We start from the raw sequence: 24,093 nt of genomic DNA, 5'->3' as shown, positions 1-24,093 counted from the left end.
TCCCACGCGGAGGAATCCTAGTTTGCGAAAGTTTTACGCGTTCATCGCGGGATTTAGGTCAGGCAGACCCGCTCTAATTACATCCCTAAGAACTCTTTGACCTTTGGGAGTTCCCCTCGCATCTGTTCGTATCCGGCGGCGAAGCTTTCTTCCAGTTTCTCGGGATTATCTTCAAAATTCGCCACCCCCATATGCTGCGGATAAAACACATAAGCCTTTCCCTCGGACTCCAAACGGTCTAGTTCGGCTCGGGTTCGGTTGTAATTTATAGGGCGTTCAATAAGACTCTGAGCTGCCTGCGGGTACCGCGCTAGCAAGCAGCGGTACGCCAAATCAGGTAGGCGATTTTCTTTCACGTATTCCCGCGGTCGGGTCAATAGAACCAAGAACTTTTCGTAACCATCTGCCTGCGCCACGTCCAAAGGAATTCCGCCAGAGCGTCCTATTGCTCCGTCCATGTACGCCTCACCTGCAATATAAGTGACTGGTGTAGCTATAGGCATGGATCCCGAAGCCTTGCATACGTGGGTTAGTTTTTGCTCCGAATCCACCTGAATCTGTGAAAAATATATTTCTTCTCCGCGCTGCGCGTTATATACACCTATCCGCCATTCGGCTGGATTTGCTACGAAACGCGCATAGTCCAGCTCGAGCATCCCCCCAGGCTCGGTCATGTCGTAGTAAATGTGGTAAGTGTCGAAAATCCCCCTACCTTTTAGCGCGCAGGTGGATTATTACGAGCACTACATCAAAAATCACGACGGCTGGCAATACGTCGACATCTACACCGATGAAGGAATCTCTGGCACTTCCACGAAACACCGCGAGGGATTCAACCGCATGATCGCCGACGCCTTAGCTGGTCGCATCGACATGATCGTCACCAAGTCCGTGAGCCGTTTCGCCCGTAATACCGTCGATTCTTTGACAACCGTGAGGAAATTGAAGGATAAGGGTGTGGAGGTGTTTTTCGAGAAAGAAAACATCTGGACACTCGACTCCAAAGGCGAACTACTCATCACCATCATGTCGAGCCTTGCCCAAGAAGAATCCAGATCTATCTCCGAGAACGTCACGTGGGGTCACAGGAAGCGTTTCCAAGACGGTAAAGTTTATATGCCCTACGGTAACTTCCTCGGATACAATCGCGGCCCAGACGGCAAGCCCGTAATCAACCCTGAGCAAGCCCAAATCGTGCGCCGCATCTACCGCCAATACCTCGAAGGCATGAGCATCCCCCAAATAGCGACATCATTGGAAGCGGATGGGATTCCCACACCGATGCGGCGGGCAAAATGGAGCCACACCACCATCCACTCCATCCTCACCAACGAGAAATACAAAGGCGATGCACTCTTGCAAAAGCGTTTCACCGTAGATTTCCTCACCAAGCAGCGCAAAACCAACGAAGGTGAAGTCCCACAATATTACGTGACCGGATCTCGCCCAGCCATCATCGATCCTGAAACCTGGGAACTCGTGCGCTACGAGCTAGCAAAAAACACGAACCAAGGCCGGCGCGAGCGTGCCTTCACCGGTATGGTCTACTGCGCTCACTGCGGCGCAGCCTACGGCAGTAAGACCTGGCATTCCACTGATAAATATCGGACTATCGTCTGGCAATGCAACCAGAAATTCGCAGTTCCTCACCCAAAGAAAATGCCCGTACTACGCGATAGTCAGTTGCAGACAATCTTCCAAACAACACTCGCCAAGCTCATCAAAAGCCAGCAACTCATCGACTGGGACTACCTGATTACCACCACATCAGACACCACCGATTTAGAAGAACAAGCCTTACAGCAAGCAAGTGAAATCGAGGTAACTACCAGGCTCATCAACCAAGCCATCACCCGCAACGCTCATCACTCCCAAAATCAAGACGACTACCAAGAGCGCTTCACCCAGCTCAAAGCCCGCCAACGTGAAGCCATTACCGCCTACGAAACAACTCAGGTAGAAATTGAGCGCCGCCACGGTATCAAAGCCAAACTCACCAGGTTTAAGAAAACCATCCAAAACGCCACCCTCAGCCAAGACTTTGATCGAGCAACCCTGCGTGCTCTTTGCCAGCACATCCAGATCACACCATCGGGCAAGGCGAGCGTAATCTTTGCTGACGGCACCAAAATAAAAATCCCAGCAGACAGCTATTAGAGCCACGCAAAACAAAAGGGCTGACCACCACTCAGGTAGTCAGCCCTATTTTTATGCCTGCGAGCAGGACTTTTAGATTTTGCGCGCGTTTTCAAATTTTGCGCGCACCTTTGCGCAAAACCCTAGTTTTGCGCAACTGTATCAATTCAGTGTGCTCGTGGTGGAGCTAAGGGGATTCGAACCCCTGACCTCTTCCATGCCATGGAAGCGCGCTACCAACTGCGCCATAGCCCCAACTGGGTGTCACCAAAGGCGACCTGTTCACTATAGCGAATCAGGACGCCATCGCACAATTCACACGATGTGCAGGTGATCACGCCCCGATTGCCTGCTCGCTCCACCCCACATTGTGCGCAGCCAGCTGCCAGCCACCGTGCTTGCGATCGGGAACAACCTCCGACCAGTGGCAATTATCCAAGCCCCGCAAACCGCGGAAAGAACCCGCATCCAGACCGAGCAGTGTTGTCACCCCGCGGGAGATCGCCGACCCGTGCGCCACGACAATCAGCACGTCCCCCTCGTCCATGCCCTGCGACACGTCGGCAACGCCTGCAGCAAAACGCTCCCCCACCTCGCCGGACGGCTCGATACCCGCACCCGCAGACTCACCGGTAGCGGACCACTGGTCGAAAAACACCGGCATTAAAGAACGGATCTGCTCAATCGTCGCACCCTCAAAACGTCCATACGAACGCTCGATGAAGCGCTTATCAGCATGAACACCGTCAACCGTCGTCCCACGCTGACGCAGCGCCGCCGCGACGATCTGGGCAGTTTCAGCCGCTCGCTTCAACGGTGAGCTCGCCACACGCACGCGCACAGCCGCCCCAGCAGCGGACGCTGAAATACCGACACTGGCAGGCGCACTGGTCACGCGCTGAGCAAGCACACCGGCTGCACGCCTGGCCTGCTCGCGACCATACTCATTCAACGGCACATCGGACATGCCCTGGAAACGCCGAGCCACATTGTGGTCCGTCTGTCCGTGACGCATACACACGATACGGGCAGGTGACATGGCACAGTTCCTTGAATCCGACGCCCTTACGCGCCGAGCGCTTCCAGGTCCCGGTCCGCGTCAAGCTCAGTAATCGGCTGGTCAGCCCACAAGGACTCCAATGCGTAATACTCGCGATCCTCATCGGTCAGGACGTGGATCACAACATCCGCGTAGTCAATCAGAACCCAGTGCCCCTCGGTACGCCCCTCAATGCGTTCAGGGCGAAGATCCAGCTGAGCTGCCAGCTCATCCATGATGTTCTCTGCAATGGCACTGACCTGGCGTGCAGATGAAGCCGAACAGATCATAAAGGCTTCGGACAGCGGCATACGTGCGCGCACGTCAATCATTTTCATGTCGGAGGCAAGTTTGTCAGACGCGGCCTGAGCCGCAACGGCGATAAGTTGGCTTGTGTGACTGCTGACTGTCACAAACACTCCCTACTGTTGGTGAACTCCCCTGACACCTCCAGTGTGCCACGACTACTGCTCGTATGGGTCATCAATCCCAGTTTGTGGCGCAGATGTATCCCGATACAGCCCATACTTCGCGATGTACTGCACCACGCCGTCAGGCACCAGATACCACACAGGCTTGCCCTGGTTCACGCGATTACGGCAGTCAGTCGACGAGATCGCCATAGCGGGCACCTCAAGCAGGCGAATATTCGAATGCGGCGTCAACGGCTTCTTCAGCTCATGTCCAGGTCGCGTCACGCCGACGAACTGAGCCATCTCAAAGAGCTTGTCGGAATCCCGCCACTCAGCAATACGTTCGAGGGCGTCCGCACCGGTGATGAAGTAATAATCCGCATCCGGATCCTGGTTCTTCAGATCAGTGAGGGTATCGATTGTGTACGTGATCTTTCCACGATCAATGTCCACGCGGGACACTCCGAAACGCGGGTTCGAAGCTGTAGCGATCACCGTCATCAGATAGCGATGCTCAGCCGGAGTGACGCGCCGCCCCTTCTTGAAGGGCTGAACGGCGGTCGGCACGAAGATCACCTCATCGAGGTCGAATTCGCTCATCACTTCAGAAGCTGCCACGAGGTGGCCGTGGTGAATTGGGTCGAATGTTCCGCCCATGATACCTACGCGTCGTCGCTGTGTCACAAAGATCCCCTTTAAGTAAATCCCAGACCGGTGAGTTCACACTAGCCCAAGCCACGGCTGCGCAGACGCATTCCGGTCACATGTCATGAACGGATATGCCCATCACCCTCGATAATCCACATCGTGCTGGTCAGCTCCTCCAGGCCCATCGGGCCGCGGGCGTGAAGTTTCTGCGTGGAGATCCCGATCTCAGCGCCCAGTCCCAGCTGGCCGCCATCAGTGAAACGAGTCGACGCGTTCACGGCGATCGCCGCAGCATCCACCTCACGACTAAAACGGTTCGCCGCAGCCAGCGAACGCGTGCAGATGGCCTCAGTATGTCCGGTCGAATACGTTCTGATGTGCTCGATCGCCTGATCCAGATCATCCACCACGCGCACGGCCAGATCCATCGACAAGTACTCGCGCGCCCAGTCCTCCTCTGTTGCTTCCTCCAGCATCGCCGAGTCAATCGATGGGTCGGATGCGTACTGCAGCGTCTGTGCATCGCCGTGGATGCGCACGCCCGCAGTCGTCAGGCGCAACAAGGCACTGGCCAGGAACTTTTCAGCGACCGCGCGGTGCACCAGCAATGTTTCGGCCGCATTGCACACACCCACGCGCTGAGCCTTCGAGTTGAGGATGATTTTCTCCGCCTGAGCCAGATCGGCATCTTCATGGACGTAGACATGGCAATTGCCCGTGCCCGTCTCAATGACGGGGACGCGTGCCTCTTCCACCACGGTGCGAATCAGTCCGGCACCACCACGCGGGATCAGTACATCAATTCCTCCGCGCGCATGCATCAAGGCGCGTGCACCGGCTCTGCCCCACTGGTCAACGCTCTGGACCGTATCTGGCGGCAGATCCACCGACGTCAACGCATCACGCATGACCTCGATAATGACCTTGTTCGACGCCTCAGCCGCGCTGCCACCGCGCAGCACAATCGCGTTGCCTGATTTGAGCGCCAGGCTGGCGGCGTCAATCGTGACATTTGGGCGAGCTTCATAGATCATGCCGACCACGCCCATCGGGACTCGTACCTGGCGGATCCGCAACCCTGTCTCCGTCATTGCGCCGCGCACAATCGTTCCCACCGGGTCAGCCAGTGATGCCACCTCGCGCACCGCGTCCGCAATGCCGGCCAGACGCTGCGCATTCAATGCAAGACGGTCGACCAACCCCTCATCCATGCCTTCGGCCTGAGCTCTGGCGACGTCCTCAGCGTTAGCCTGGAGGATCTCATCACTGCGATCCTCGATTGCTGCAGCCACCGCTCCCAGGGCGCGATTCTTCTGCTGCGTCGTCACGGTGGACAAGATGCGCGAGGCGCTCCTGGCTGCTTCCAGTACCTGCGAAATGTCAGCTAAACGTTCAGTCATACTCTTATCGTGACATACTTGCCGCTGATGCAAGCGACAGGATCGCCAAATCGTCGCGGTGAATCACTGGGCGAGGGTTATCCCACCCCTGACGACGCAGGTCATCCGCATTCTCGCCACTCATCTGCGCAATTGTGTCAGCATCGTAGGCTGCGATGCCGCGCGCAATCAGCCCGGTCGGTCCCGCCACATCGACAACGTCGCCGCTGCGGAAATTGCCCATCACCGCTGTGATACCTGCAGCCAGCAGCGACTTCTTGCGGTCAGTCAGTGCGCGGACGGCACCCTCGTCAATGACGAGTTCTCCGCACGAGGGGGCGGCGTGCGCAATCCACAGGCGCCTCGAGGCGGGGCGTGACGTCGTCGGCTCGAACCATGTGCCGACCTTACGCCCGGCGAACACCTGATCGAGCTTATCCGCGTTTGTCAGCAACACACCGATACCGGATGCAGCAGCCATCGTTGCGGCCTGCACTTTGGTGACCATGCCGCCCGTGCCCACCGACGATCCCGAACCGCCCACCAGCACCGCCCGCAAATCATCCGTGCGCGTCACGGTCTCCACCAGTTCGGCAGCAGGGTCCGAGGGCGGCGCTGTGTACAGGCCATCCACATCCGTCAGGAGGACCAGCGCATCAGCGGCCACGATCTGGGCCACGTAGGAGGCCAGCCGGTCATTGTCACCGAAACGCACCTCGCGTGTGGCGACGGTGTCATTCTCGTTGATGATCGGGACAACTCCCAGGGACAGGAGGCGCTCCATCGCATCGCGCGCATTCGTGTAGTGCTCACGGTGCATGACATCGTCGGTCGTGAGCAGGATCTGTGCGACGTGACGATGGTGGGACTGAAAAGCGGCCGACCACTGTGCAACCAGGAGACCCTGCCCCATTGCCGCGCACGCCTGGACAGTGGCTAAGTCATGGAGACGCCCGGTAATCCCCAGCGGCGTGCGCCCTGCGGCCACGGCACCGGAGGAAACGATGAGGATTTCATGGTTGTCCCGGCACCACTGCGCGGCCATACCCGCAACCTGGTCAATCCGGTTCAGGTCAAGCCCCCCATCGGGGCGCGTCAACGATGAGGAACCGATCTTCACGACGATGCGTCGCGCACGCGTAACTCCGTTCACGCCCGATCGTCCTCGGTGCTCGGATCCGTCCACACACCCGATTCGCGTTCGGTCCACAGCTCGTCACGGGCCGCAGCTTTCGCGTCCATCGCGGCGCGATACTCCTCACGGCGTTCCCGGTTCGTGCGCCGCTTCAACGCATCGACACGGTTGTCCGTGCCGCGCGATCCAAGCAGTTCTGGCCCAGTCGTCAAGGAGGGCTCCCAGTCGAAAATCACGCCGCCTTCAAGGGGGCCGATCACAACCGTGTCACCGGCGTTGGCACCGGCCTGTGCGAGCTGATCTTCCACACCGATGGTGGCAAGGCGGTCGGCCAGGTAGCCGATCGCTTCATCGTTGGTGAAGTCGGTTTGCTTGACCCAGCGTTCTGGCTTGTCGCCGCGCACCTGGTAAACGGTGCGTCCTTCAAACTGACACGGCTCAACACTCACCTGGTTTACCTCACCCACAGGGCGTGGACGAATGACCGGTCGGGGTGCCTCGTCGGCTGCGTCCCGAGCTGCCCGGCGCTGTTCTTCAACCAGGGGTGCCAGTGCGAAAGCAAGTTCGCGCAGACCGCGGTGGGTCACGGCAGACACTTCCAGCACCGGCCAGCCAAACTCATCAAGGTCAGGGCGGGCAAATTCGGCCAGGTCCTGCCCATCGGGAATGTCAACCTTGTTGAGCACGATGACGCGCGGGCGTTCCATCAGCGGCACGTACCCGTGAGGCGTCCCCAGGTCGCTCTGGTATTGCGCCAGTTCATTTTCGATCGTCTTGAGGTCGCTGACAGGGTCGCGGTCGTATTCGACTGCGGCTGTGTCGAGGACGTGGACAATCACTGCACAGCGCTCAATGTGGCGCAAGAACTCCAGGCCCAGGCCCTTGCCCTGCGAAGCGCCGGGGATCAGGCCTGGAACGTCCGCCATTGTGAAACGCATACCGCCGGCTTCGACCACTCCCAGATTCGGGATCAGCGTGGTGAACGGGTAGTCAGCGATCTTCGGACGTGCCGCCGACATGGCGGCAATGATCGAGGATTTACCGGCCGACGGGTAGCCCACCAGGGCGACATCGGCAACGGATTTGAGTTCAAGGATGATGTCGCGCGTCTCGCCGGGCTCCCCCAGTAAGGCGAATCCGGGCGCTTTACGGGCTTTCGATGCCAGTGCGGCATTGCCCAGGCCGCCGCGGCCTCCCTCGGCAGCGATGAACTGAGAGCCTTCGCCTGTCAGGTCAGCCAGCAGTTCGCCGTCCGCGCTCTTAACGGTCGTGCCGTCTGGGACAGGCAGGATGATGTCGGCTCCGTTTTTCCCCTGCCGGAAGTCTCCCATGCCGGGTGTGCCGTTTTCGGCGCACTGGTGTGGGCTGCGGTGGTAGGCCAGCAGCGTGGTGGTTTGCGGGTCGACCTGCAGAATCACCGAGCCGCCGTTGCCTCCGTCTCCCCCGTCGGGACCTCCCAGCGGCTTGAATTTTTCGCGTTTGACTGACGCGACGCCGTTGCCTCCGTTGCCTCCGGCACAATGAATCAGAACGTGGTCAACAAAATCCGCCATGGTGGTCCTTTAGGTGTAACTGACTGACACAAACAATGATACGCAACAGGAAAAGGGCGTCCGGCTCACGGCCGAACGCCCTTGACGCTGAATGAATCAGGCAGACACGGACTCCACGACGTCGACGACGCGGCGGTCGCGACGCTTTCCGAAGGAAACCGAACCGGGCTTGAGGGCGAAGATGGTGTCATCTTTGCCAATGCCGGTGTTACGTCCGGGATGGAAGTGTGTGCCGCGCTGACGGACAATGATCTCGCCAGCATTGACGAATTCGCCACCGAAACGCTTCACGCCCAGGCGCTGAGCGTTCGAATCGCGACCGTTGCGGGAAGAACCGAGGCCCTTTTTATGTGCCATGTTAGTGGTGCTTTCTCTCTTCGAACGACTAGAAACTCAATCGATCAGTGGGATCGTTCAGGCGATCTCGGTGATCTTGATGACCGACTGCTTCTGCCGGTGACCTTGACGCTTACGGTAGCCAGTCTTGTTCTTGAATTTGACGATGGAGATCTTCGGACCTTTGGTCGCGTCGATGACCTCAGCCTTAACGGAGACCTTTGATAGTCCATCTTTATCAGTGGTGACGGCGTCGCCGTCGACCAGCATCAGTGGCTGGAGTTCAATGCTGGATCCGATTTCATCGGCCAGCTTATCGACGACTACGACGTCTCCGACGGACACCTTTTCTTGTCGGCCGCCGGCCTTGACGATCGCGTAGACCACGTTGGAGCTCATCTCTTTACTCGTACGGAACGAATCAATTGCCTGTGATACTGAGGCGTATCGTCTGGCAATCACTCGCTGGCGCCTTGGTGCGCCGAGGATCAAATTTACCCGAAAACAGGACCCGTGGGCAAGCCGTCAGAGCCGAAATCCAGCTCTCACGGCTGTGCAATTCCACACGGTTAGGACGCTGAAGGCTCAATGACGCCACGCGATGCCACCCGGCGGCGACGTCGTGTAGGTGTGGAGCGTTTCGCGGCATCTGGCAACTGAATATCATCCAGCGAAGTCACCGCGTGATGACGTTCGGGCTGCTCATCGGCCGGTTCGGGCTCCAAAATAGGCTCCGGTGTCGGCTCCGGGGTGGGAGTCACCGGTTCCGGCTCGACCGTCTTTCCGGTCGACACACGCCGACGTCTCCTCGGCTGAGCGGGCTTGTCCTGTTCACTGGCAGCCTTGGTCTGTTCGGTTTCGGCGGACGCCGCAGGCTGATCGTTTGGACCGCCCTGACCATCCTGACCGCCCTGACCGCCCTGACTGCCCTGGCTGTCCTGGCTGTCCTGGCTATCTTCCTGATCTTTTTCGTGTGCGTGGCTCGCTGCCGCCGCGATGGCATTCAGCGCTTCACGCGCACGCTTGGAGCCGGGGCCATCCTCGTTATTCTTCGTCTCTCGCCTGGAGCGGCCCTTCTGCTTGTTGTTGCTGTGCGAGGCAGGATCCGCGCCAGGCGTTTCCACGGGGTGAGTGTGCACGATGAAGCCCTTGCCTTCGCAGGCCTCACACGGTGTGGAGAATGCTTCAACAAGGCCCTCCCCCACGCGCTTTCGCGTCATCTGCACCAGACCCAGCGAGGTGATCTCAGTGACCTGGTGGCGAGTGCGGTCACGTCCCAGGCACTCAACCAGGCGGCGCAGGACGAGGTCACGGTTGGATTCAAGCACCATATCGACAAAGTCGATGATGATGATGCCGCCGATGTCACGCAGACGCAGCTGACGCACGATCTCTTCAGCGGCCTCCAGGTTGTTGCGCGTGACGGTTTCTTCCAGCGTGCCGCCGGCACCAATGTACTTGCCGGTGTTGACGTCGATCACCGTCATCGCTTCGGTGCGGTCAATAATCAGCGTGCCGCCGCTGGGCAGCCACACCTTGCGGTCCATGCCCTTGGCCAGCTGTTCATCGACGCGGAACTCAGCGAAGACGTCATTCGTGCCGACCCACTGTTCGACGCGGTCAGACAGTTCAGGCGACAGCTCTTCGACGTATGTGCTGACTGTGTGATACGTGTCCTTGCCCTGAATAATCAGCTGAGCGAAATCTTCGTTGAAGATGTCACGCACGACGCGGACAGCCAGTTCGGGCTCGCCGCGCACCAGCGTCGGGGCCGACTTCGTGTTCTTCTCACGCTTGGTGATGTCGTCCCACTGCTTCGACAGGCGCTCAACATCGGCAACGAGCTGTTCTTCGGACGCACCTTCGGCCGCGGTGCGAACAATAACACCGGCTCCGGCCGGCATGACCTTCTTGAGGACTTTCTTCAGGCGTCCTCGTTCAGATTCTGGCAGCTTGCGGGAAATACCCATCATGGAGCCGTGCGGAATGAAGACGAGGTAGCGTCCGGCCAGCGTGATCTGGCTGGTCAGGCGGGCACCCTTGTGGCCGATCGGGTCTTTGGTGACCTGCACCAGCACCGCGTCACCGGACTTGAGTGCCGATTCAATTCGACGAGGGCGACCTTCCAGGCCCACGGCATCCCAGTTGACCTCACCGGCATACAGTACGGCATTTCGGCCTCGGCCAATATCAATGAACGCAGCTTCCATCGACGGCAAGACGTTCTGGACGCGACCCAGGTAGATGTTGCCGACCATTGTCTGGTGGGTGCGTCGAGCCACGTAATGCTCGACCAGCAGGTCATCTTCGATCACTGCGATCTGATCAAGGCCGTTATGCTGGCGAATGATCATCTTGCGGGTGACTGACTCGCGCCGCGCCAGGAACTCCGATTCGGTGATCGTGTGACGTCGGCGGCCATCGCGGCGACCCTCACGGCGACGCTGTTTCTTCGCCTCCAGGCGAGTTGATCCCTTCAGCGCGGTGACCTGATCGTTGCTGTCAGAGGAATCACCGGACTGCGAGCGTGAACGCCGGCGGCGACGACGGCGTGAAGATCCCTCGGACGATTCTGACTCGGAGGGAGCAGAATCACCGTCCTGCGCGGACGAATCCTGAGAATCTGCGGAATCTGACGTCAAATCTGGCTCTGCCGACTTGCGGGAAGACTTCCTTGAGCGCTGTGATTTCCCGGAGTCCTGCTTGCGGTCCTTCTTACCGGAGTTGCTCTCACCCGAATTGTCGGCATTGTCGTCGGAGCTGCCCTGCGTGCCAGACTTTCCAGACGATGACTTGGAAGAGGAGGACTTGCCTTTTCTGTTCTTACCTTTGCCGTCGTCCTGGGACTGCGAGGAGTCCTTGTCCTTGCCCTTATTCTTTTGACGCGAGCGTGAGCGTCGGGGTGATTCCTCGGACGAGTCCTGCGATGATGTCGAATCGTCCGAGCGGGATGGTGCGGGAGCCGGCTCGGTAAAAGTCGGCGCTTGAAATAGCAGGGAGGCGGCAGGCACGTGTGCTGCCGATCCCTCGTGTTCGGTCGTTGTCACTTTTCTCCAATTTTGGAGGGGATCCACACGCACCATGGATCCACCCGTCGTCGCCCACGTGGGCGGAAGCGTTCAGGCTCGCGCAAAGCACGATAGCGTACACAGCGGAGCAACCGACTTAAGCAGTCGCGGTCGACGCAGTACGCCCGTTACGAGGGTGCTCTCGCAACGGCCTTGGTTACCCCTATTGTGACACAGGCGAAGTGCCAACGGAATAAGAAGCGCTGAGGCGGGTGGCACATCTACCGGTTCAATGCCTGAGCGACGCGGCACATGTGAGTGCCGACTCCACGTCACACGAAATAGGCAACACTCTTGTTTCCTATTCCGTTGCCACCTGGAAGTTTCACCACACCTTGAAAGTGAAGATGAAACAGCGAATCAGCGCAATTTCGGCGATTCTGCCATTAACCACCTGGTCAATGAGTTATCTTCTTGACATGGCGTCATGTCAATCGCGTGGCGCCGTATATCCGTATTTCTATCGACAACAACGATTCCGTCACCGGAAAGGCGAGCATCATGACCCTGCTTCCGGCAGCGTTTGACACGCTGACGCTGGGACGATGGCAGTTCGGTATCACCACGGTGTACCACTTCCTTCAGGTCCCTCTCACAATCGGGCTGTCGCTCCTCGTCGCAATCATGCAGACGAAGTGGCACAGGTCCGGAAACGAAACATGGCTCAAAGCCACACGTTTCTTTGGCAAACTCTTCCTAATCAACTTCGCGCTCGGTGTCGCGACAGGTATCGTCCAGGAATTCCAATTCGGAATGAACTGGTCAGAATATTCCCGCTACGTGGGCGACATCTTCGGTGCACCTCTGGCAGTTGAAGCACTTCTCGCATTCTTCATGGAGTCCACCTTCCTGGGCCTATGGATCTTCGGTTGGGGTCGACTGTCCAAGGGCATGCACCTGGCCAGCATCTGGCTCGTCGCAGCAGGCACCACGATTTCAGCACTGTGGATTCTGGGTGCGAACTCGTGGATGCAGCACCCCACCGGCGCAGTGTTCAACCCTGAAGTGGGCCGCGCTGAACTCGATGGTGCAGGCGGCTTCCTCAAGGTTGTGACCAACCCGGTCCTCCTGTGGGAATTCACCCACGTCCTCACCTCCTCCTGGCTGATTGCCGGCACCCTCGTTGCAGGACTTGGCCTATGGTGGATGACACGCGCAGCCCGCGAAGGCGGTGCTGAAGGCGAAAAGCAGGCTCGCGATATCTGGCGTCCGATTGCACGCTTTGGTCTGGTCGTCGTCATCGTCGGCGGTCTGGGCACCGTCGTGACCGGTCACTTCCAGGGCCAGGAAATGGTCAAGCTGCAGCCCATGAAGATGGCAGTTGCCGAAGGCGTCTGTGTTGACACAGAATCTGCCGCTTTCACCGTGGCGCAGTTCGGTTCCTGCCCTCTCAACGGCGAATCACAGCCCACCAAATTTATCCAGGTCCCCGGTGTCACATCCTTCATGTCGCACAACTCCTTCAGCGCTGAGGTTGAAGGTGTGGCCGACATCCAGGCTCGCCTGGTGGAAACCCTCAATGCCAACGAGCACTTCGTTGCACAGTACGGTGACGCCTCACAGTACGATTTCCGTCCGCCTCAGATGGTGACCTTCTGGACCTTCAGGCTGATGATTGGCTTCGGTATCTTCGCCGCAATCATGGCCGTATGGGGCCTGTGGGCAACGCGCAAGGATCAAATCTCCACCAGCGCCGCGCTGGGCAAGTTCGCCTTGTGGACCATCCCGACGCCGTTCATTGCGGCGTCCCTGGGCTGGATCTTCACTGAAATGGGCCGCCAACCGTGGATCGTGCATCCGAACCTACCAGGCCTGGCCAACGCCGATCCGGTCGGCAACGTCATGCAAATGACATCAGTTGCCGTTTCCACAACGATCCCCCCGATCCAGGTGTTCCTCACCATGGTGATCTTCACGCTGCTGTACGGGGTTCTCGGCGTGGTGTGGTTCCTTCTGCTCAAGCGCTACGCACTTGAAGGCATCTCATCGGCTTCTGAAAAGACAGCTCACGATGACGATGCTGACAACGAAGCAGTCGGCGCACTGTCGTTCGGATACTGAGGAGGTAGACACTGATGCTAAGTATTCTCTGGTTCATCCTCATCGCCGTTCTATGGATCGGCTACTTGGTTCTCGAGGGATTCGACCTCGGTGTTGCAATGCTCCTTCCGTTCGTCTCCAAGAACGACAAGGAACGCACCACAGCACTGAAGACCATCGGACCCCACTGGGATGGCAACGAAGTGTGGCTGCTCACCGCTGGTGGCGCCATGTTCGCCGCATTCCCCGAGTGGTACGCCACAATGTTCTCCGGCATGTACCTCGCACTGTTCGTTGTGCTCGTCCTGCTGATCCTGCGTATCGCCGCTCTTGAGTGGCGCTCGAAGATCGCAACCGAAAAGTGGCGTGCAATGTGGGATCGCTTCCACGTTGTCGCCGGCTACGGTGTTCCGATCCTCATGGGCTGCGCATTCGCCAACCTGGTGCACGGCATGAAGATCGAGGTCGTCACCCGCGCCGGCGAAGTTGTGCCCCCCGAGCAGGTCACGCCTGAAGTTCTGGCGAACGCATCGCACCAGCTGACCGGCGGCTTCTTCTCACTGCTCATGCCGTTCAACCTACTGGGCGGCATCGCAGTGGCAGCAATCTGCTTCTCGCACGCAGCACAGTTCCTGTCCCTCAAGACAGACGGCATCCTGCGTGAGCGTGCCAACGCAATCTCAGGACCCGCCTCCATTGCCGCGACGGCTCTGGCAGCTGTGTGGGTCCTGTGGGGTCAGTTCGCCTACGCAACATCGGCAACATCCGTGTTCGCGTGGATTCCGCTGGTCATCGCCGCCCTGGCGTTGATAGCGGCCGCAGCCTTCTCACAAAAGCAACTGCGTCGCGAAGGCTGGGCATTCATTTGCTCCACCGTCGCCATTGCCGCCGCTGTGGCGTGGATCTTCACGATCATGGCTCCGAACGTCATGAAGTCCTCGATTGCACCGGAATACTCCCTGACAATCGAGCAGGCATCATCGACGACCGGCACACTGACGGTGATGACAATCGTCGCGGTTTGCCTGGTTCCCGTTGTCCTGGCCTACACGGCATGGAGCTACTACACGTTCCGTCGTCGTATCTCGACAAAGGACGTTCACGAAAATGCGGGACTGCTGCCTCAGAAGATTCGCCTGGGCGAAAACTTCCTGGCTGGATAGTTTCGCGCTCGAACGCTGACAAGGGTCACGGTCCCCGGCTCCAACGGAGCCGGGGACCTTCCCTATTGCGCGCCCTTTTGGGACTTCGTACCCACAACTGGCACAATAGAACGTGTGAAACCTCTTGATCCGCGACTACTGAAATACGCACGTTCAGCACGGGTCCACATCGTCTTCACCGCATTTCTGGGTCTGCTCACAGCAGCTCTCGTCATCGTGCAGGCCCTCCTGATCTCCCGGACCGCCTCCCCCGTCATCGAGGGAACAGCGGATTTGCGTGACGTCATGCCGACGATTGGCCTGTTGATCGGTGTGCTGGCTGTGCGGGCGGCGACGATCGGCCTGCGTGAAACGCTGAGTCAGCGCGCCGCAGAAAAAGCAGTGCGAGAGATGCGCGGCGCAGTCCTCGACCATGTTGAAAAACTTGGACCACGTTGGCGTGCTCGTCACGGAGCGGACGTAGCCACCCTGGCCACACGCGGTCTGGCGGATCTGGAGCCCTACTTCATCAAATACCTCCCTCAGCTCATCCTCGCAATGACGGTCACCCCCCTCGCGCTGCTGACGATGCTCCTGCTTGATTTCTGGTCAGCCCTGATCGCAGCGATCGTCATCCCGCTGATTCCGGTTTTCATGATCCTCATCGGTCGATTCACGCAGGAATCATCACGGCGCAAACTTGCCTCCATGGAACGGCTCGGCTCACAATTGCTTGACCTGATGGCGGGCCTGCCCACGCTCCGAGGCCTGGGGCGCGAAAAAGGCCCGATGGCGCATATGAAGCGCCTGGGGGCAGAAAATACGCGCACCACGATGGCGACGCTGTCGGTCGCCTTCCTGTCTGGAGGCGTCCTCGAATTTCTCACTACTCTGTCCGTGGCGCTGGTTGCGGTTGAGGTAGGCATGCGACTGGTGGGCGGAACCGTATCACTCACCGTCGGCCTGACCGTCATCATGCTGGCCCCTGAAGTATTCGAACCGCTGCGCCAAGTCGGCGCACAGTTCCACGCATCAGCAAACGGAATTGCCGCCGCGGAAGCCGCCTTCGACATTCTGGAAACGCCCGTAACCGAACAAGGCGCGCACCAGTCACCCGACATGAGTTCGCGCGACATCATCATCGAGGACCTGTCTGTTGCCGCCCGGCAAGTGTGGGCACCTCATAGTCTGAACGCCACGATCCAATCGGGCACGATCAACACCCTCGTCGGCCCATCCGGAGTCGGAAAAACAACGACGGTTATGGCTCTTCTGGCACTGGAACCACCTACCCGAGGGCGGATCCTCATCGCACAGCCGGATACCGGCACAGATGAACCTGTAGACCTGGCCGACATCGATCCACACTCATGGTGGACCCAGGTCACGTGGGTTCCACAATCCCCCACGTTCGTTCCCGGCACCATCCGAGACGTCATAACGCACGATGTCACTGATCAGCAGCGTGATGCCGCCAGCAAGGCAACCGGGTTCGACGCGGTGCTCGACAAACTACCCGACGGATGGGACACGCAGATCGGATACCGCGGTGTCGGCCTGTCAGTGGGTCAGCGTCAACGCCTTGCCCTCACGAATGCGCTGCTCGATCCGGCCCCTATCGTCATCCTTGATGAGCCGACGGCGCACCTGGATGCAGTCAGTGAACACGTCGTGGTACGCACCCTAGAGCAGATGAAAGCGCAGGGGCGAACAGTCATCGTCATTGCGCACCGCCAGGCCGTCGTTGCGGCAGCAGACCACGTCATCACCGTCTCGGCGCAGGCAGCAACTGCTCAGGATGCCGAGGAGTACCCCATCCTCACGCAGATTGAGCAACTGGAAGACCTGAGCGTGACGCTGCCCGGATTCCTCGACGAATCGGAGGCGGTGAAATGATCCTGTTTCTGACGCAAAAAGAACGGCGCGCTGTGCGCCGCGTCATCGACCTTCTGGATGTCGATAAGAAGAACTTTATCCTGTCGGTCCTGTTAGGCGTACTCGGCTTAGGCGCTGCAATCGCCCTGTCCGCCACCTCTGCCTGGCTGATCGCGCGCGCCTCCCAACACCCGCCGGTCCTGTACTTGACGGTCGCGGCCGTCGCGGTGCGCCTGTTCGGCATTTCTCGCGCGCTGATGCGGTATCTGCAGCGCCTGGCCAGCCATCAAGTCGCCTTAACGGGAATGGACGCGCTACGGCAGAACGTCTACCGCATCCTGTCCACTACCCGCGTCGACACCGTTGCCAAGCTTCAGCGCGGCGACCTGCTGGCACGCACCGGTTCGGACGTAGATGAAGTAGGCAACCTGGTCGTCAAGTCACTGCTCCCCTCCATTGTCACCACCATCGTGGGAGTCGGGACCGTCATTGGAATCAGCCTGCTGAGCCCTGCCGCCGGGCTGATCCTGCTCCTGTGCCTGCTGGTCTCCGGCGTTATCGCGCCCGCATTGAACATGTATGCAGCCAGAGAAGCCGAGATGTCGTCGCGTCACGCGCGCACGCAGCTGTCTGAATCTGTTGTCACCGTCATGGATGGTGCCAGTGAACTGCAGATCCAGGGCCGCCTGGCTCATGTGCGCGAACGGATCGAACGCATTGAGGATTCCCTCGTCGCAACCACACGACAGGCAGCGTGGCCGGCCGGTTGGGCTGCTGCGCTGGATCGACTGGCCATGGGTGCTGCCGTCGTGGGAGCACTGCTGGTCGGCATCCCGCAGACACGCTCGGGCGCGCTTGCCGCGGTGGCACTGGCGGTGATCGTACTTACACCACTGGCCGCATTTGAAGGCACCGCGGAACTTCCAAGCGCAGCCGTTCAACTTCTGCGTTCTGCCGACGCTGCAACGCGCATTGTGGATCTGCTGGGCGAGGGGGACGCGCCTCAAACTCATCCCATTGCGCACACCGGCGCCACTCCTCGAGTGGTTGCGGAAAACCTTGCGATTGGGTGGCCTGACGGACCGACCATTGCGCGTGGAATCTCGCTGGACATCACCGTGGGGTCCCATATCGCCATTGTGGGACCGTCCGGCATCGGCAAGTCGACGCTCCTGTTTACGCTCGCCGGTATGCTTCCGCCCAAGGAAGGGCGTGTCACGATTGACGGCGTGGACGCGTGGCAGGCTGATCGCGACGACGTGACCCGCCGCATCACGATGACCGCCGAAGATGCACACATTTTTGCCACGACCGTCTATGAGAACATCCGTGTTGCCAGGTCGGACGTGACCCGTGAAGAAGCCCGGCAGCTGCTGGATACGGCTGGATTGGGACAGTGGTGTGATGCCTTGCCGGCAGGGTTGGACACGCTGATCGGCTCTGGAGGCACCACAGTTTCCGGTGGTGAGCGCCGCCGACTTCTGCTGGCCCGCGCGCTGGCTGCTCCTGCCCCGCTTGTTCTGCTGGACGAGCCTGCCGAGCATCTGGACGCGACAACCGCTGACGCCTTGATGGATACACTGCTCAGCCCGACTGACCAGGGACGCGGCATCGTGGTCGTCACGCACCGCCTGTCGGGCCTTGCCAAGGCTGACCAGGTGATCGTTCTGGAACAGGATGAGGACGGCATCGCGCATGTCGTGGAATCGGGCACTCACGACCAGCTCATCGCTCACGCTGGAAACTATCGGTGGGCACTGCAGCAGGAGGAACAGTGACACCACCAACGCACACGAATGACACCTATGCGGACCCGTCGATCCTGCAGGCTGTACTGGACCTGACGGCTTCACTGGAACTGGATCCGATTCTGACAACTTTCGTCGATCAGTCGTGCCTGCTCACTGGCGCCAGGTGGGGCGGCGTGGCCGTGCTGGACACGTGGGGACGCACCGCGCGGCTGGTCGGTCACGGAGCCAGAGCCCAGGAACTTCACACGCAGCCCCTGATCGAAACGCTCACGGCGCATATCCCGCCCCATGAGCCGTTGGTCATACCTGACCTGCTCAACCCGAACGTCGATTTCGAACTTCCCGCCCAACCAGCCGACGCTGGGTCCTCCTCACCGATTGACAACTTCCTGGGAATCTCCCTCAACGTGCACGAACAGGTGTTCGGGCGCCTGTTCCTGACAGGGCGCGTCGGCGGTTTTACCGACGAGGACGTCGCAACGGTGAGCGCGCTGGCACGCGCAGCCGGACTGGCAATCGAAAACGCTGAACGATTCGAACACTCACGTAACCGCGAACGCTGGATCTCAGCCTCACAACGCCTGACAACAGCAATGCTGGAAGGAACCGACGAGGAAGAAGCCCTCGAACTCATTGCGCACACCGTGCGCGACGTGTCCCACGCGGATACCGCGATCATTGTGCTGCCCTCCGTGGGCGACACGTATGCGGCGGAGATCACCGACGGCTACGACGCGGATCGATTGCTGGGACTGACCTTCCCGAAAGAAGGCCGCACCATGTCCGTGCTGAGGGAAGGCACCGGCATGATGGTTGATTCAATGGAGCACGCACAGATCATGCGCGTCCCGGAATTCACGAAATTCGGCCCCGCGCTGTACGCGCCCCTGAAGGCTCGTGGCGAAACGTCTGGTGTCTTGATCCTGCTGCGCAAACCCGGACGCCAGGAATTCGCCCAGTCAGACCTGCCACTGGCTGAATCTCTCGCATCCCAGGCCACCCTGGCATTGGAGCTGGCATCGGCGCGCCACATTCAAGACGTGGAAACCCTGCTCGATGAACGCTCACGTATCAGCCGGGACCTGCACGATTTCGCGATCCAGCAGCTGTTCGCGGCGGGGATGAGCCTGGACGCGGCCCGCTCAAAAGTCAGGGAAGAAGAGGCATCGACCGACGAGGTGTCGTCGATTCTGGATCAAGCACTGGCCTCGGTGGATGACGCCGTACGCCAGATCCGTGCCATCGTCCACGGCCTGCGCGAGCCCGACCAGAATGTCGGTCTGGTCGAGCGCGTCCGTCAGGAATCTTCCCTGTCACGCTCGTTCCTCGGATTCGCGCCCTCCCTCGTCATTTCACTGGACGGCACGGCGATTAACGAGGACGAAGAAGCAGAAGACGCGATGGTGAGCGCCATCGAAAACATGCTGTCCGATGATGTGGGTGATGATGTGGTGGCTGTCGTGCGTGAAGGACTGTCCAATATTGCGCGGCATGCGCACGCAACGGCGGGGCGCGTCATTTTGGAAGTGACGTCCCCATCCGATGACACTGCTGGAGAAGTGTGCGTGCGTGTGGCTGACGACGGACGCGGAATCGACCCGCACCGCACACGCAATTCCGGCCTGTCCAATATGCGTGAGCGCGCCCGACGTCACGCCGGCAGTTTCGTGTTCGGCGCAGGTATCGACGGCGCAGGTGCAGAAATTATCTGGCGCGCGGAAATCGACCCGGAATAGGTCAGTTACGCCAGGCCGCCGCTCGCTGGCCCGCCACCCAGGCTGCCACCTGCGTGCGACGCTGCAGACCCATCTTCGACAGCAACGACGTAATGTGGTTCTTCACCGTCTTTTCAGCCACACCGAGCTTCTCCCCGATCTCACGGTTCGACAGGCCATCGCCGATCAGCTCGAGCACATTGCGCTCAGAAGGTGTCAGGTCAGCTGTAGGGTCATCGTGATCAGCGCGGCGACGCGTCACAGTGCGCTCATCGAGCAGGACACGCCCTTCTGAAACGGCGCGGATCACGTCAGTGATTTCAGCTCCACGCACTGTCTTCAACACGTAGGCGCGAGCCCCTTTTTCAAGGGACTCAGCCAGTGCCTCGTCATCATCGAACGAGGTCAGCACGATCGGGCGGATTTCAGGATGGTCAGTGCCCAGACGGTCCATAATGTCGATGCCGGTGCCATCCGGCAGCTGCAAGTCCACCAGGATAACATCCGGGCGAACCAGATCGGCGCGGCGCAACGCGTCGGCCACGGTGCCCGCTTCTGCAACCACTTCCAGGCCATCGGCCCGGTCGACGATTTCAGCAATTCCTCGACGCACAATCTCATGATCATCGACGATCATGACGCGAACATCTGGACGTTCAGGATTTTCGTTACTCATCACATGTCCCATCATAGTGTGCCTGGCGGCGCGATCATTCCATGGGGTAATCCGGGTCAAGCCGCGCGATCGCAGCTCGAGCCGCCGCATTTTCAGCGTGCTTCTTCGACGTGCCTTCCGCTGTTGCCAGCGCCGATTTCTCATAGCCCACCTCACCGAAAGCAACGGTGGCGGTGAAGCTGCGCTCATGATCCGGGCCGGTGCTGGTGACCTGGTAGACGGGCAGCTCGTGACCGTGGTCGCGCGCATATTCGCTCAGCGTTGTCTTCCAGTCCTGCATCTGTCCGCGCACAACAGCGCGATCCAGCAGGTCAGCAAGCTGATGGAGCACGATCTGACGAGTCTTCTCAAACCCGTGTGTCAGAAACGTTGCCCCGATCAGCGCTTCGAGCGCGTCGGAGAGGATAGAGTCCTTGTCACGTCCACCGTGAATATCTTCGCCCCTGCCCAGGTACAGGAAATCACCCAGGTGGATGCGCCGCGCGACGTATGCCAGAGGCTCCTGCGATACGGTGGCCGCACGCATGCGCGACAGGTCTGCTTCGCTGTGGTCAGGGTGATCCTCGAACAGGCGGGCTGCCACCACGATGGACAGGACAGAATCGCCCAGAAATTCCAGGCGTTCATTATGCGCAATCCCGCCGGCCTCATAGGCGAAAGATCGGTGAATCAGCGCGCGATGCAGCAGCGAGGGGTCAACCTCAATCCCCCAGTTGCGTTCCAGCTCAGCCGTATCCACATTGACAGGTTCAGGAAGTTTCGAATGCTTAGCCACGATCCTGCCCGTCCTGTACGTTCAGATCATCCAGCAGCTGCGCAAGGGAAGCCATCCGAGGGTCAATAACCTCATGGTGATGATCCTCAGGCAGATCATCCAGACGCTCACCGCAATGCGGGCACAGCCCCTGACAGTCCGGACCGCACAGTGGCTGCGGATCAATCAGCGGCACGATTGCGTCACGCAGCATCGGTTCCAGATCCAGCATGTCGTGCGCACTGATGACAAGGGCGTCCTCGTCACCTTCCGGCTGCTGATCGTAATAGACGACGCTTTCGTCCACGTCCGCTTCCTGCACAATGTCATCCAGGCAGCGCACGCATTGACCCTCCAGGTCGCACTGGCAGCGTGCGCGCACCAGGACTCCCTCGTCGATCGACGTGATGTCCACGGTGACGGGGACGAGCGCGCCTTCTCGAATCGCCATCATCGGGGTGCCGATGCCTGCGGGCACGTGCCACTGCAGCTCATAACTGCGAGTCGTTCCAACGCGGCGCGGCACGTCGCGCAGTGACACGGTCAGTGAGGATGCCGCTACCGGTTCGCGTTTACTCATCGTCAAGGGAGATATCCGTCTTTTCCTGGCTGGCGCGCTCCAGAATGGTGCGCTGACCGGCCTGCGCACGTCGATGCAGATCCGACAGCACGTCGGACAGCTCGCCCAGGGACTTCACAACGTAGCGGTCGGCACCTTCGCGCAGTTTGCGCGCATCGTTCTTCGCTTCACCGACCAGTTGGCGTGCACGATCTTCCGCCATCTGGGAGATTCGGTCACTCGCGATGAGGCGTTCAGCCTGAGCGTTCGCATCACTGAGCGTGTTTTCAGCGTCGGAGCGGGCCTGATTGGCAACATGTTCAGCCTGTTCCTGCGCGTGGGCCACGGTGCGTTGTGCCTTGTCCTGCGCCTCAGCGATCATGTGCTCGGCCTGCTCACGCGCCTCGTCAGTGAGGGTTCGTGCCTGAGTGCGGGCCTCCGTCAGCGTCATTTCAGCGGCCGAGTCAGCCCGGCCCAGCACGGCGTCGGCGTCAGCGACGAGGGCGTCTGCTGCAACCAGGTCTTCAGGCAGCGCGGCTCGGGCCTGTTCAATCAGATCAAGGATCTCAGCGCGATTGACCATCACGGATGCTGAAAGTGGAACCGAACGAGCCTCTTCAACCAGTGCTTCGATCTGTTCGAGCGCCGCGATCACCGTCGATGGGCCATACACTTCCGAGCTGTCACTCGGCTCGTCAGAAGGGACGTTCTCGTCGTAAGCCATTGTGTCCTCCGCCTGTTGCCTCATGAGTGTCTATGAGTCTTATTGTCCGTCAACATCGGCACAATTGCCGGTGGAACATACCGAGAAGCGTCCATTTGCCACGCCAACAGTTCGCGTACGATGCTGGATGAAACGAGTGCCAGCTCCGGCGCGGTGGGGAGGAACAATGTTTCCACCTCACCGTGAGTGCGATTCACCCACGCCTGGACCTCTTCCCACTGCATGTCGGCAGCGTTTCGGATTCCCTTGACGATCACGCGTGCCTGGTGGGAGCGGCAAAAATCAATCGCCGTGCCGTCCATTTTCTCCACACTGATGCGGCCGGCGATGGCGGGGTCCAGATCGGCACACGCTGCCTGCGCCATGCGGATACGCGCCGCAGAATCGAACATCGTGGTTTTCGCTAAGTTGATCCCCACCGCTACGATGATGCGGTCCGCGAAACGTGCAGCGCGTTCGATGATGTCGACATGGCCGCAGGTGATGGGGTCGAAGGATCCCGGGATCACTGCGATGAGTGGCTGGCGTTGCGTCATGACTCCACCCTATCGGCACGGCCAATGAACCACGCGGCAGTCTCACCCCAGTGACGGTGATCTTCGCACACCAGGCCATCCGGCAGGTCTGGCGCCTGTGAGCGGGTTGATCGCTCCACAATGACGAGGGCGTCTGGCGACAGGTGCGCCGCGAGTCCGGCCAGCACGGCCGCGAGCGCATTTTGTGCCAAATCATAGGGAGGGTCCACGAACACCAGGTCAACCGGGCTGCTCACGCGGCCTGACTGCACAAACGCCAGCGCGTCGAGGGTGTGGATGCGCGTGCGATCTTCGTAGCCCATCATCGCTGCGTTCGTACTCATGGCGCGGGCAGCCTGACGTGAACTGTCCACCATGTCAGCCCGGGCTGCTCCGCGTGAGAGGGCCTCGAAGGCCAGCGCTCCCGACCCTGCGTACAGGTCCAGTACCGCTACCCCATCGCACATATTCATGGCATCCAGGCGTGAGAACAGTGCTTCGCGCACGCGTTCCGATGTGGGCCGCGTTCCGCGTGCAGGCACCTTCAGTACGCGCCCTTTTGCCTCTCCGGCCACAATCCGTGTCATGGGACCTACTCTACTGGTTCGCAGCGTGGACATACATCGCGGCCACTG

The 24,093-nt window shown here is 59.8% G+C and carries 22 protein-coding genes and 1 tRNA gene; 6 read left to right on the top strand and 17 right to left on the bottom strand.

From position 1 onward, the window contains the following. Nucleotides 1-77: 77 nt before the first annotated feature. Nucleotides 78-656 (bottom strand): DUF6363 domain-containing protein, encoded by a 579-nt coding sequence (locus BLT69_RS04335; protein WP_257590410.1) that lies wholly within the window; start codon nucleotides 654-656, stop codon nucleotides 78-80. Nucleotides 657-693: 37 nt separating this feature from the next. Between BLT69_RS04335 and BLT69_RS04330 the strand changes: the two genes are divergently transcribed. After that, nucleotides 694-2,157 (top strand): recombinase family protein, encoded by a 1,464-nt coding sequence (locus BLT69_RS04330; RefSeq protein ID WP_257590409.1) that lies wholly within the window; start codon nucleotides 694-696, stop codon nucleotides 2,155-2,157. A 158-nt stretch (nucleotides 2,158-2,315) separates the two neighbouring features. Here the strand turns inward: BLT69_RS04330 and BLT69_RS04325 are convergent. From BLT69_RS04325 to BLT69_RS04280, 10 genes are all read right to left on the bottom strand, one after another. Continuing rightward, nucleotides 2,316-2,391 (bottom strand) — tRNA-Ala (locus BLT69_RS04325). Nucleotides 2,392-2,470: 79 nt separating this feature from the next. Then, nucleotides 2,471-3,175, bottom strand: a complete 705-nt coding sequence (locus BLT69_RS04320) for a histidine phosphatase family protein (RefSeq protein WP_092648482.1) — start codon at nucleotides 3,173-3,175, stop codon at nucleotides 2,471-2,473. 26 nt (nucleotides 3,176-3,201) lie between these two features. After that, entirely contained in the window at nucleotides 3,202-3,588 is a 387-nt protein-coding gene (gene rsfS / locus BLT69_RS04315) for a ribosome silencing factor (RefSeq protein ID WP_257590408.1), read from the bottom strand. 51 nt (nucleotides 3,589-3,639) lie between these two features. Further along, nucleotides 3,640-4,272 (bottom strand): nicotinate-nucleotide adenylyltransferase, encoded by a 633-nt coding sequence (nadD, locus tag BLT69_RS04310; protein WP_227469192.1) that lies wholly within the window; start codon nucleotides 4,270-4,272, stop codon nucleotides 3,640-3,642. 83 nt (nucleotides 4,273-4,355) lie between these two features. Beyond that, nucleotides 4,356-5,636, bottom strand: a complete 1,281-nt coding sequence (locus BLT69_RS04305) for a glutamate-5-semialdehyde dehydrogenase (protein ID WP_092648481.1) — start codon at nucleotides 5,634-5,636, stop codon at nucleotides 4,356-4,358. Nucleotides 5,637-5,640: 4 nt separating this feature from the next. Continuing rightward, nucleotides 5,641-6,768 (bottom strand): glutamate 5-kinase, encoded by a 1,128-nt coding sequence (proB, locus tag BLT69_RS04300; protein ID WP_058236505.1) that lies wholly within the window; start codon nucleotides 6,766-6,768, stop codon nucleotides 5,641-5,643. After that, nucleotides 6,765-8,303: a GTPase ObgE gene (obgE, locus tag BLT69_RS04295; protein ID WP_058236504.1), complete on the bottom strand. Its 1,539-nt coding sequence runs from the start codon at nucleotides 8,301-8,303 to the stop codon at nucleotides 6,765-6,767. The genes proB and obgE overlap by 4 nt, the downstream gene beginning before the upstream one ends. 96 nt (nucleotides 8,304-8,399) lie before the next feature. Beyond that, nucleotides 8,400-8,660: a 50S ribosomal protein L27 gene (gene rpmA / locus BLT69_RS04290; protein WP_058236503.1), complete on the bottom strand. Its 261-nt coding sequence runs from the start codon at nucleotides 8,658-8,660 to the stop codon at nucleotides 8,400-8,402. 57 nt (nucleotides 8,661-8,717) lie between these two features. Further along, complete coding sequence (gene rplU, locus BLT69_RS04285) at nucleotides 8,718-9,038, bottom strand: 50S ribosomal protein L21 (protein ID WP_058236873.1); 321 nt, start codon at nucleotides 9,036-9,038, stop codon at nucleotides 8,718-8,720. A gap of 170 nt (nucleotides 9,039-9,208) precedes the next feature. Beyond that, complete coding sequence (locus BLT69_RS04280) at nucleotides 9,209-11,722, bottom strand: Rne/Rng family ribonuclease (RefSeq protein WP_092648480.1); 2,514 nt, start codon at nucleotides 11,720-11,722, stop codon at nucleotides 9,209-9,211. Between the two features lie 486 nt (nucleotides 11,723-12,208). On the opposite strand from BLT69_RS04280, the gene BLT69_RS04275 reads away from it, so the two are divergent. From BLT69_RS04275 to BLT69_RS04255, 5 genes are all read left to right on the top strand, one after another. After that, complete coding sequence (locus tag BLT69_RS04275; protein WP_058236872.1) at nucleotides 12,209-13,768, top strand: cytochrome ubiquinol oxidase subunit I; 1,560 nt, start codon at nucleotides 12,209-12,211, stop codon at nucleotides 13,766-13,768. An 11-nt stretch (nucleotides 13,769-13,779) separates the two neighbouring features. Continuing rightward, on the top strand, nucleotides 13,780-14,910 hold the full coding sequence (cydB, locus tag BLT69_RS04270) for a cytochrome d ubiquinol oxidase subunit II (RefSeq protein ID WP_058236501.1): 1,131 nt from the start codon (nucleotides 13,780-13,782) through the stop codon (nucleotides 14,908-14,910). Nucleotides 14,911-15,024: 114 nt separating this feature from the next. After that, nucleotides 15,025-16,785: a thiol reductant ABC exporter subunit CydD gene (gene cydD, locus BLT69_RS04265; protein ID WP_070725857.1), complete on the top strand. Its 1,761-nt coding sequence runs from the start codon at nucleotides 15,025-15,027 to the stop codon at nucleotides 16,783-16,785. Next, a complete protein-coding gene (cydC, locus tag BLT69_RS04260; protein ID WP_092648479.1) occupies nucleotides 16,782-18,542 on the top strand; it encodes a thiol reductant ABC exporter subunit CydC in 1,761 nt (586 codons plus the stop codon). The genes cydD and cydC overlap by 4 nt, the downstream gene beginning before the upstream one ends. After that, nucleotides 18,539-20,251 (top strand): sensor histidine kinase, encoded by a 1,713-nt coding sequence (locus BLT69_RS04255; RefSeq protein ID WP_058236498.1) that lies wholly within the window; start codon nucleotides 18,539-18,541, stop codon nucleotides 20,249-20,251. Before cydC ends, BLT69_RS04255 begins: the two co-directional genes overlap by 4 nt. A gap of 1 nt (nucleotide 20,252) precedes the next feature. On the opposite strand, the gene BLT69_RS04250 is transcribed toward BLT69_RS04255, so the two are convergent. From BLT69_RS04250 to rsmD, 6 genes are all read right to left on the bottom strand, one after another. Continuing rightward, on the bottom strand, nucleotides 20,253-20,867 hold the full coding sequence (locus BLT69_RS04250; protein ID WP_058236871.1) for a response regulator: 615 nt from the start codon (nucleotides 20,865-20,867) through the stop codon (nucleotides 20,253-20,255). A gap of 73 nt (nucleotides 20,868-20,940) precedes the next feature. Further along, the gene (gene rnc / locus BLT69_RS04245) at nucleotides 20,941-21,681 is read right to left on the bottom strand and encodes a ribonuclease III (RefSeq protein ID WP_058236497.1); all 741 of its coding nucleotides are present in this window, start codon (nucleotides 21,679-21,681) and stop codon (nucleotides 20,941-20,943) included. Continuing rightward, complete coding sequence (locus BLT69_RS04240) at nucleotides 21,674-22,240, bottom strand: YceD family protein (RefSeq protein WP_058236496.1); 567 nt, start codon at nucleotides 22,238-22,240, stop codon at nucleotides 21,674-21,676. The genes rnc and BLT69_RS04240 overlap by 8 nt, the downstream gene beginning before the upstream one ends. Further along, a complete protein-coding gene (locus BLT69_RS04235; protein WP_058236495.1) occupies nucleotides 22,233-22,943 on the bottom strand; it encodes a hypothetical protein in 711 nt (236 codons plus the stop codon). Before BLT69_RS04235 ends, BLT69_RS04240 begins: the two co-directional genes overlap by 8 nt. A 20-nt stretch (nucleotides 22,944-22,963) precedes the next feature. Next, a complete protein-coding gene (gene coaD / locus BLT69_RS04230; RefSeq protein WP_058236494.1) occupies nucleotides 22,964-23,479 on the bottom strand; it encodes a pantetheine-phosphate adenylyltransferase in 516 nt (171 codons plus the stop codon). Beyond that, entirely contained in the window at nucleotides 23,476-24,045 is a 570-nt protein-coding gene (gene rsmD, locus BLT69_RS04225) for a 16S rRNA (guanine(966)-N(2))-methyltransferase RsmD (RefSeq protein WP_058236493.1), read from the bottom strand. Before rsmD ends, coaD begins: the two co-directional genes overlap by 4 nt. Between the last annotated feature and the right edge of the window lie 48 nt (nucleotides 24,046-24,093).

Source organism: Schaalia radingae (assembly GCF_900106055.1).
Taxonomy (GTDB): domain Bacteria; phylum Actinomycetota; class Actinomycetes; order Actinomycetales; family Actinomycetaceae; genus Pauljensenia; species Pauljensenia radingae_A.
The sequence above is the reverse complement of the archived record's forward strand: the minus strand, read 5'-3'. Positions and strand labels throughout refer to the sequence as shown.

Coding starts and splice junctions, on each gene's coding strand:
- BLT69_RS04335 (WP_257590410.1), bottom strand. CDS start 656: ATGCTCGAGCTGGACTATGCGCGTTTCGTAGCAAATCCAGCCGAATGG.
- BLT69_RS04320 (WP_092648482.1), bottom strand. CDS start 3,175: ATGTCACCTGCCCGTATCGTGTGTATGCGTCACGGACAGACGGACCAC.
- BLT69_RS04305 (WP_092648481.1), bottom strand. CDS start 5,636: ATGACTGAACGTTTAGCTGACATTTCGCAGGTACTGGAAGCAGCCAGG.
- obgE (WP_058236504.1), bottom strand. CDS start 8,303: ATGGCGGATTTTGTTGACCACGTTCTGATTCATTGTGCCGGAGGCAAC.
- rpmA (WP_058236503.1), bottom strand. CDS start 8,660: ATGGCACATAAAAAGGGCCTCGGTTCTTCCCGCAACGGTCGCGATTCG.
- rplU (WP_058236873.1), bottom strand. CDS start 9,038: ATGAGCTCCAACGTGGTCTACGCGATCGTCAAGGCCGGCGGCCGACAA.
- BLT69_RS04280 (WP_092648480.1), bottom strand. CDS start 11,722: ATGGTGCGTGTGGATCCCCTCCAAAATTGGAGAAAAGTGACAACGACC.
- BLT69_RS04275 (WP_058236872.1), top strand. CDS start 12,209: ATGACCCTGCTTCCGGCAGCGTTTGACACGCTGACGCTGGGACGATGG.
- cydC (WP_092648479.1), top strand. CDS start 16,782: ATGATCCTGTTTCTGACGCAAAAAGAACGGCGCGCTGTGCGCCGCGTC.
- BLT69_RS04250 (WP_058236871.1), bottom strand. CDS start 20,867: ATGATCGTCGATGATCATGAGATTGTGCGTCGAGGAATTGCTGAAATC.
- BLT69_RS04240 (WP_058236496.1), bottom strand. CDS start 22,240: ATGAGTAAACGCGAACCGGTAGCGGCATCCTCACTGACCGTGTCACTG.
- BLT69_RS04235 (WP_058236495.1), bottom strand. CDS start 22,943: ATGGCTTACGACGAGAACGTCCCTTCTGACGAGCCGAGTGACAGCTCG.
- coaD (WP_058236494.1), bottom strand. CDS start 23,479: ATGACGCAACGCCAGCCACTCATCGCAGTGATCCCGGGATCCTTCGAC.
- rsmD (WP_058236493.1), bottom strand. CDS start 24,045: ATGACACGGATTGTGGCCGGAGAGGCAAAAGGGCGCGTACTGAAGGTG.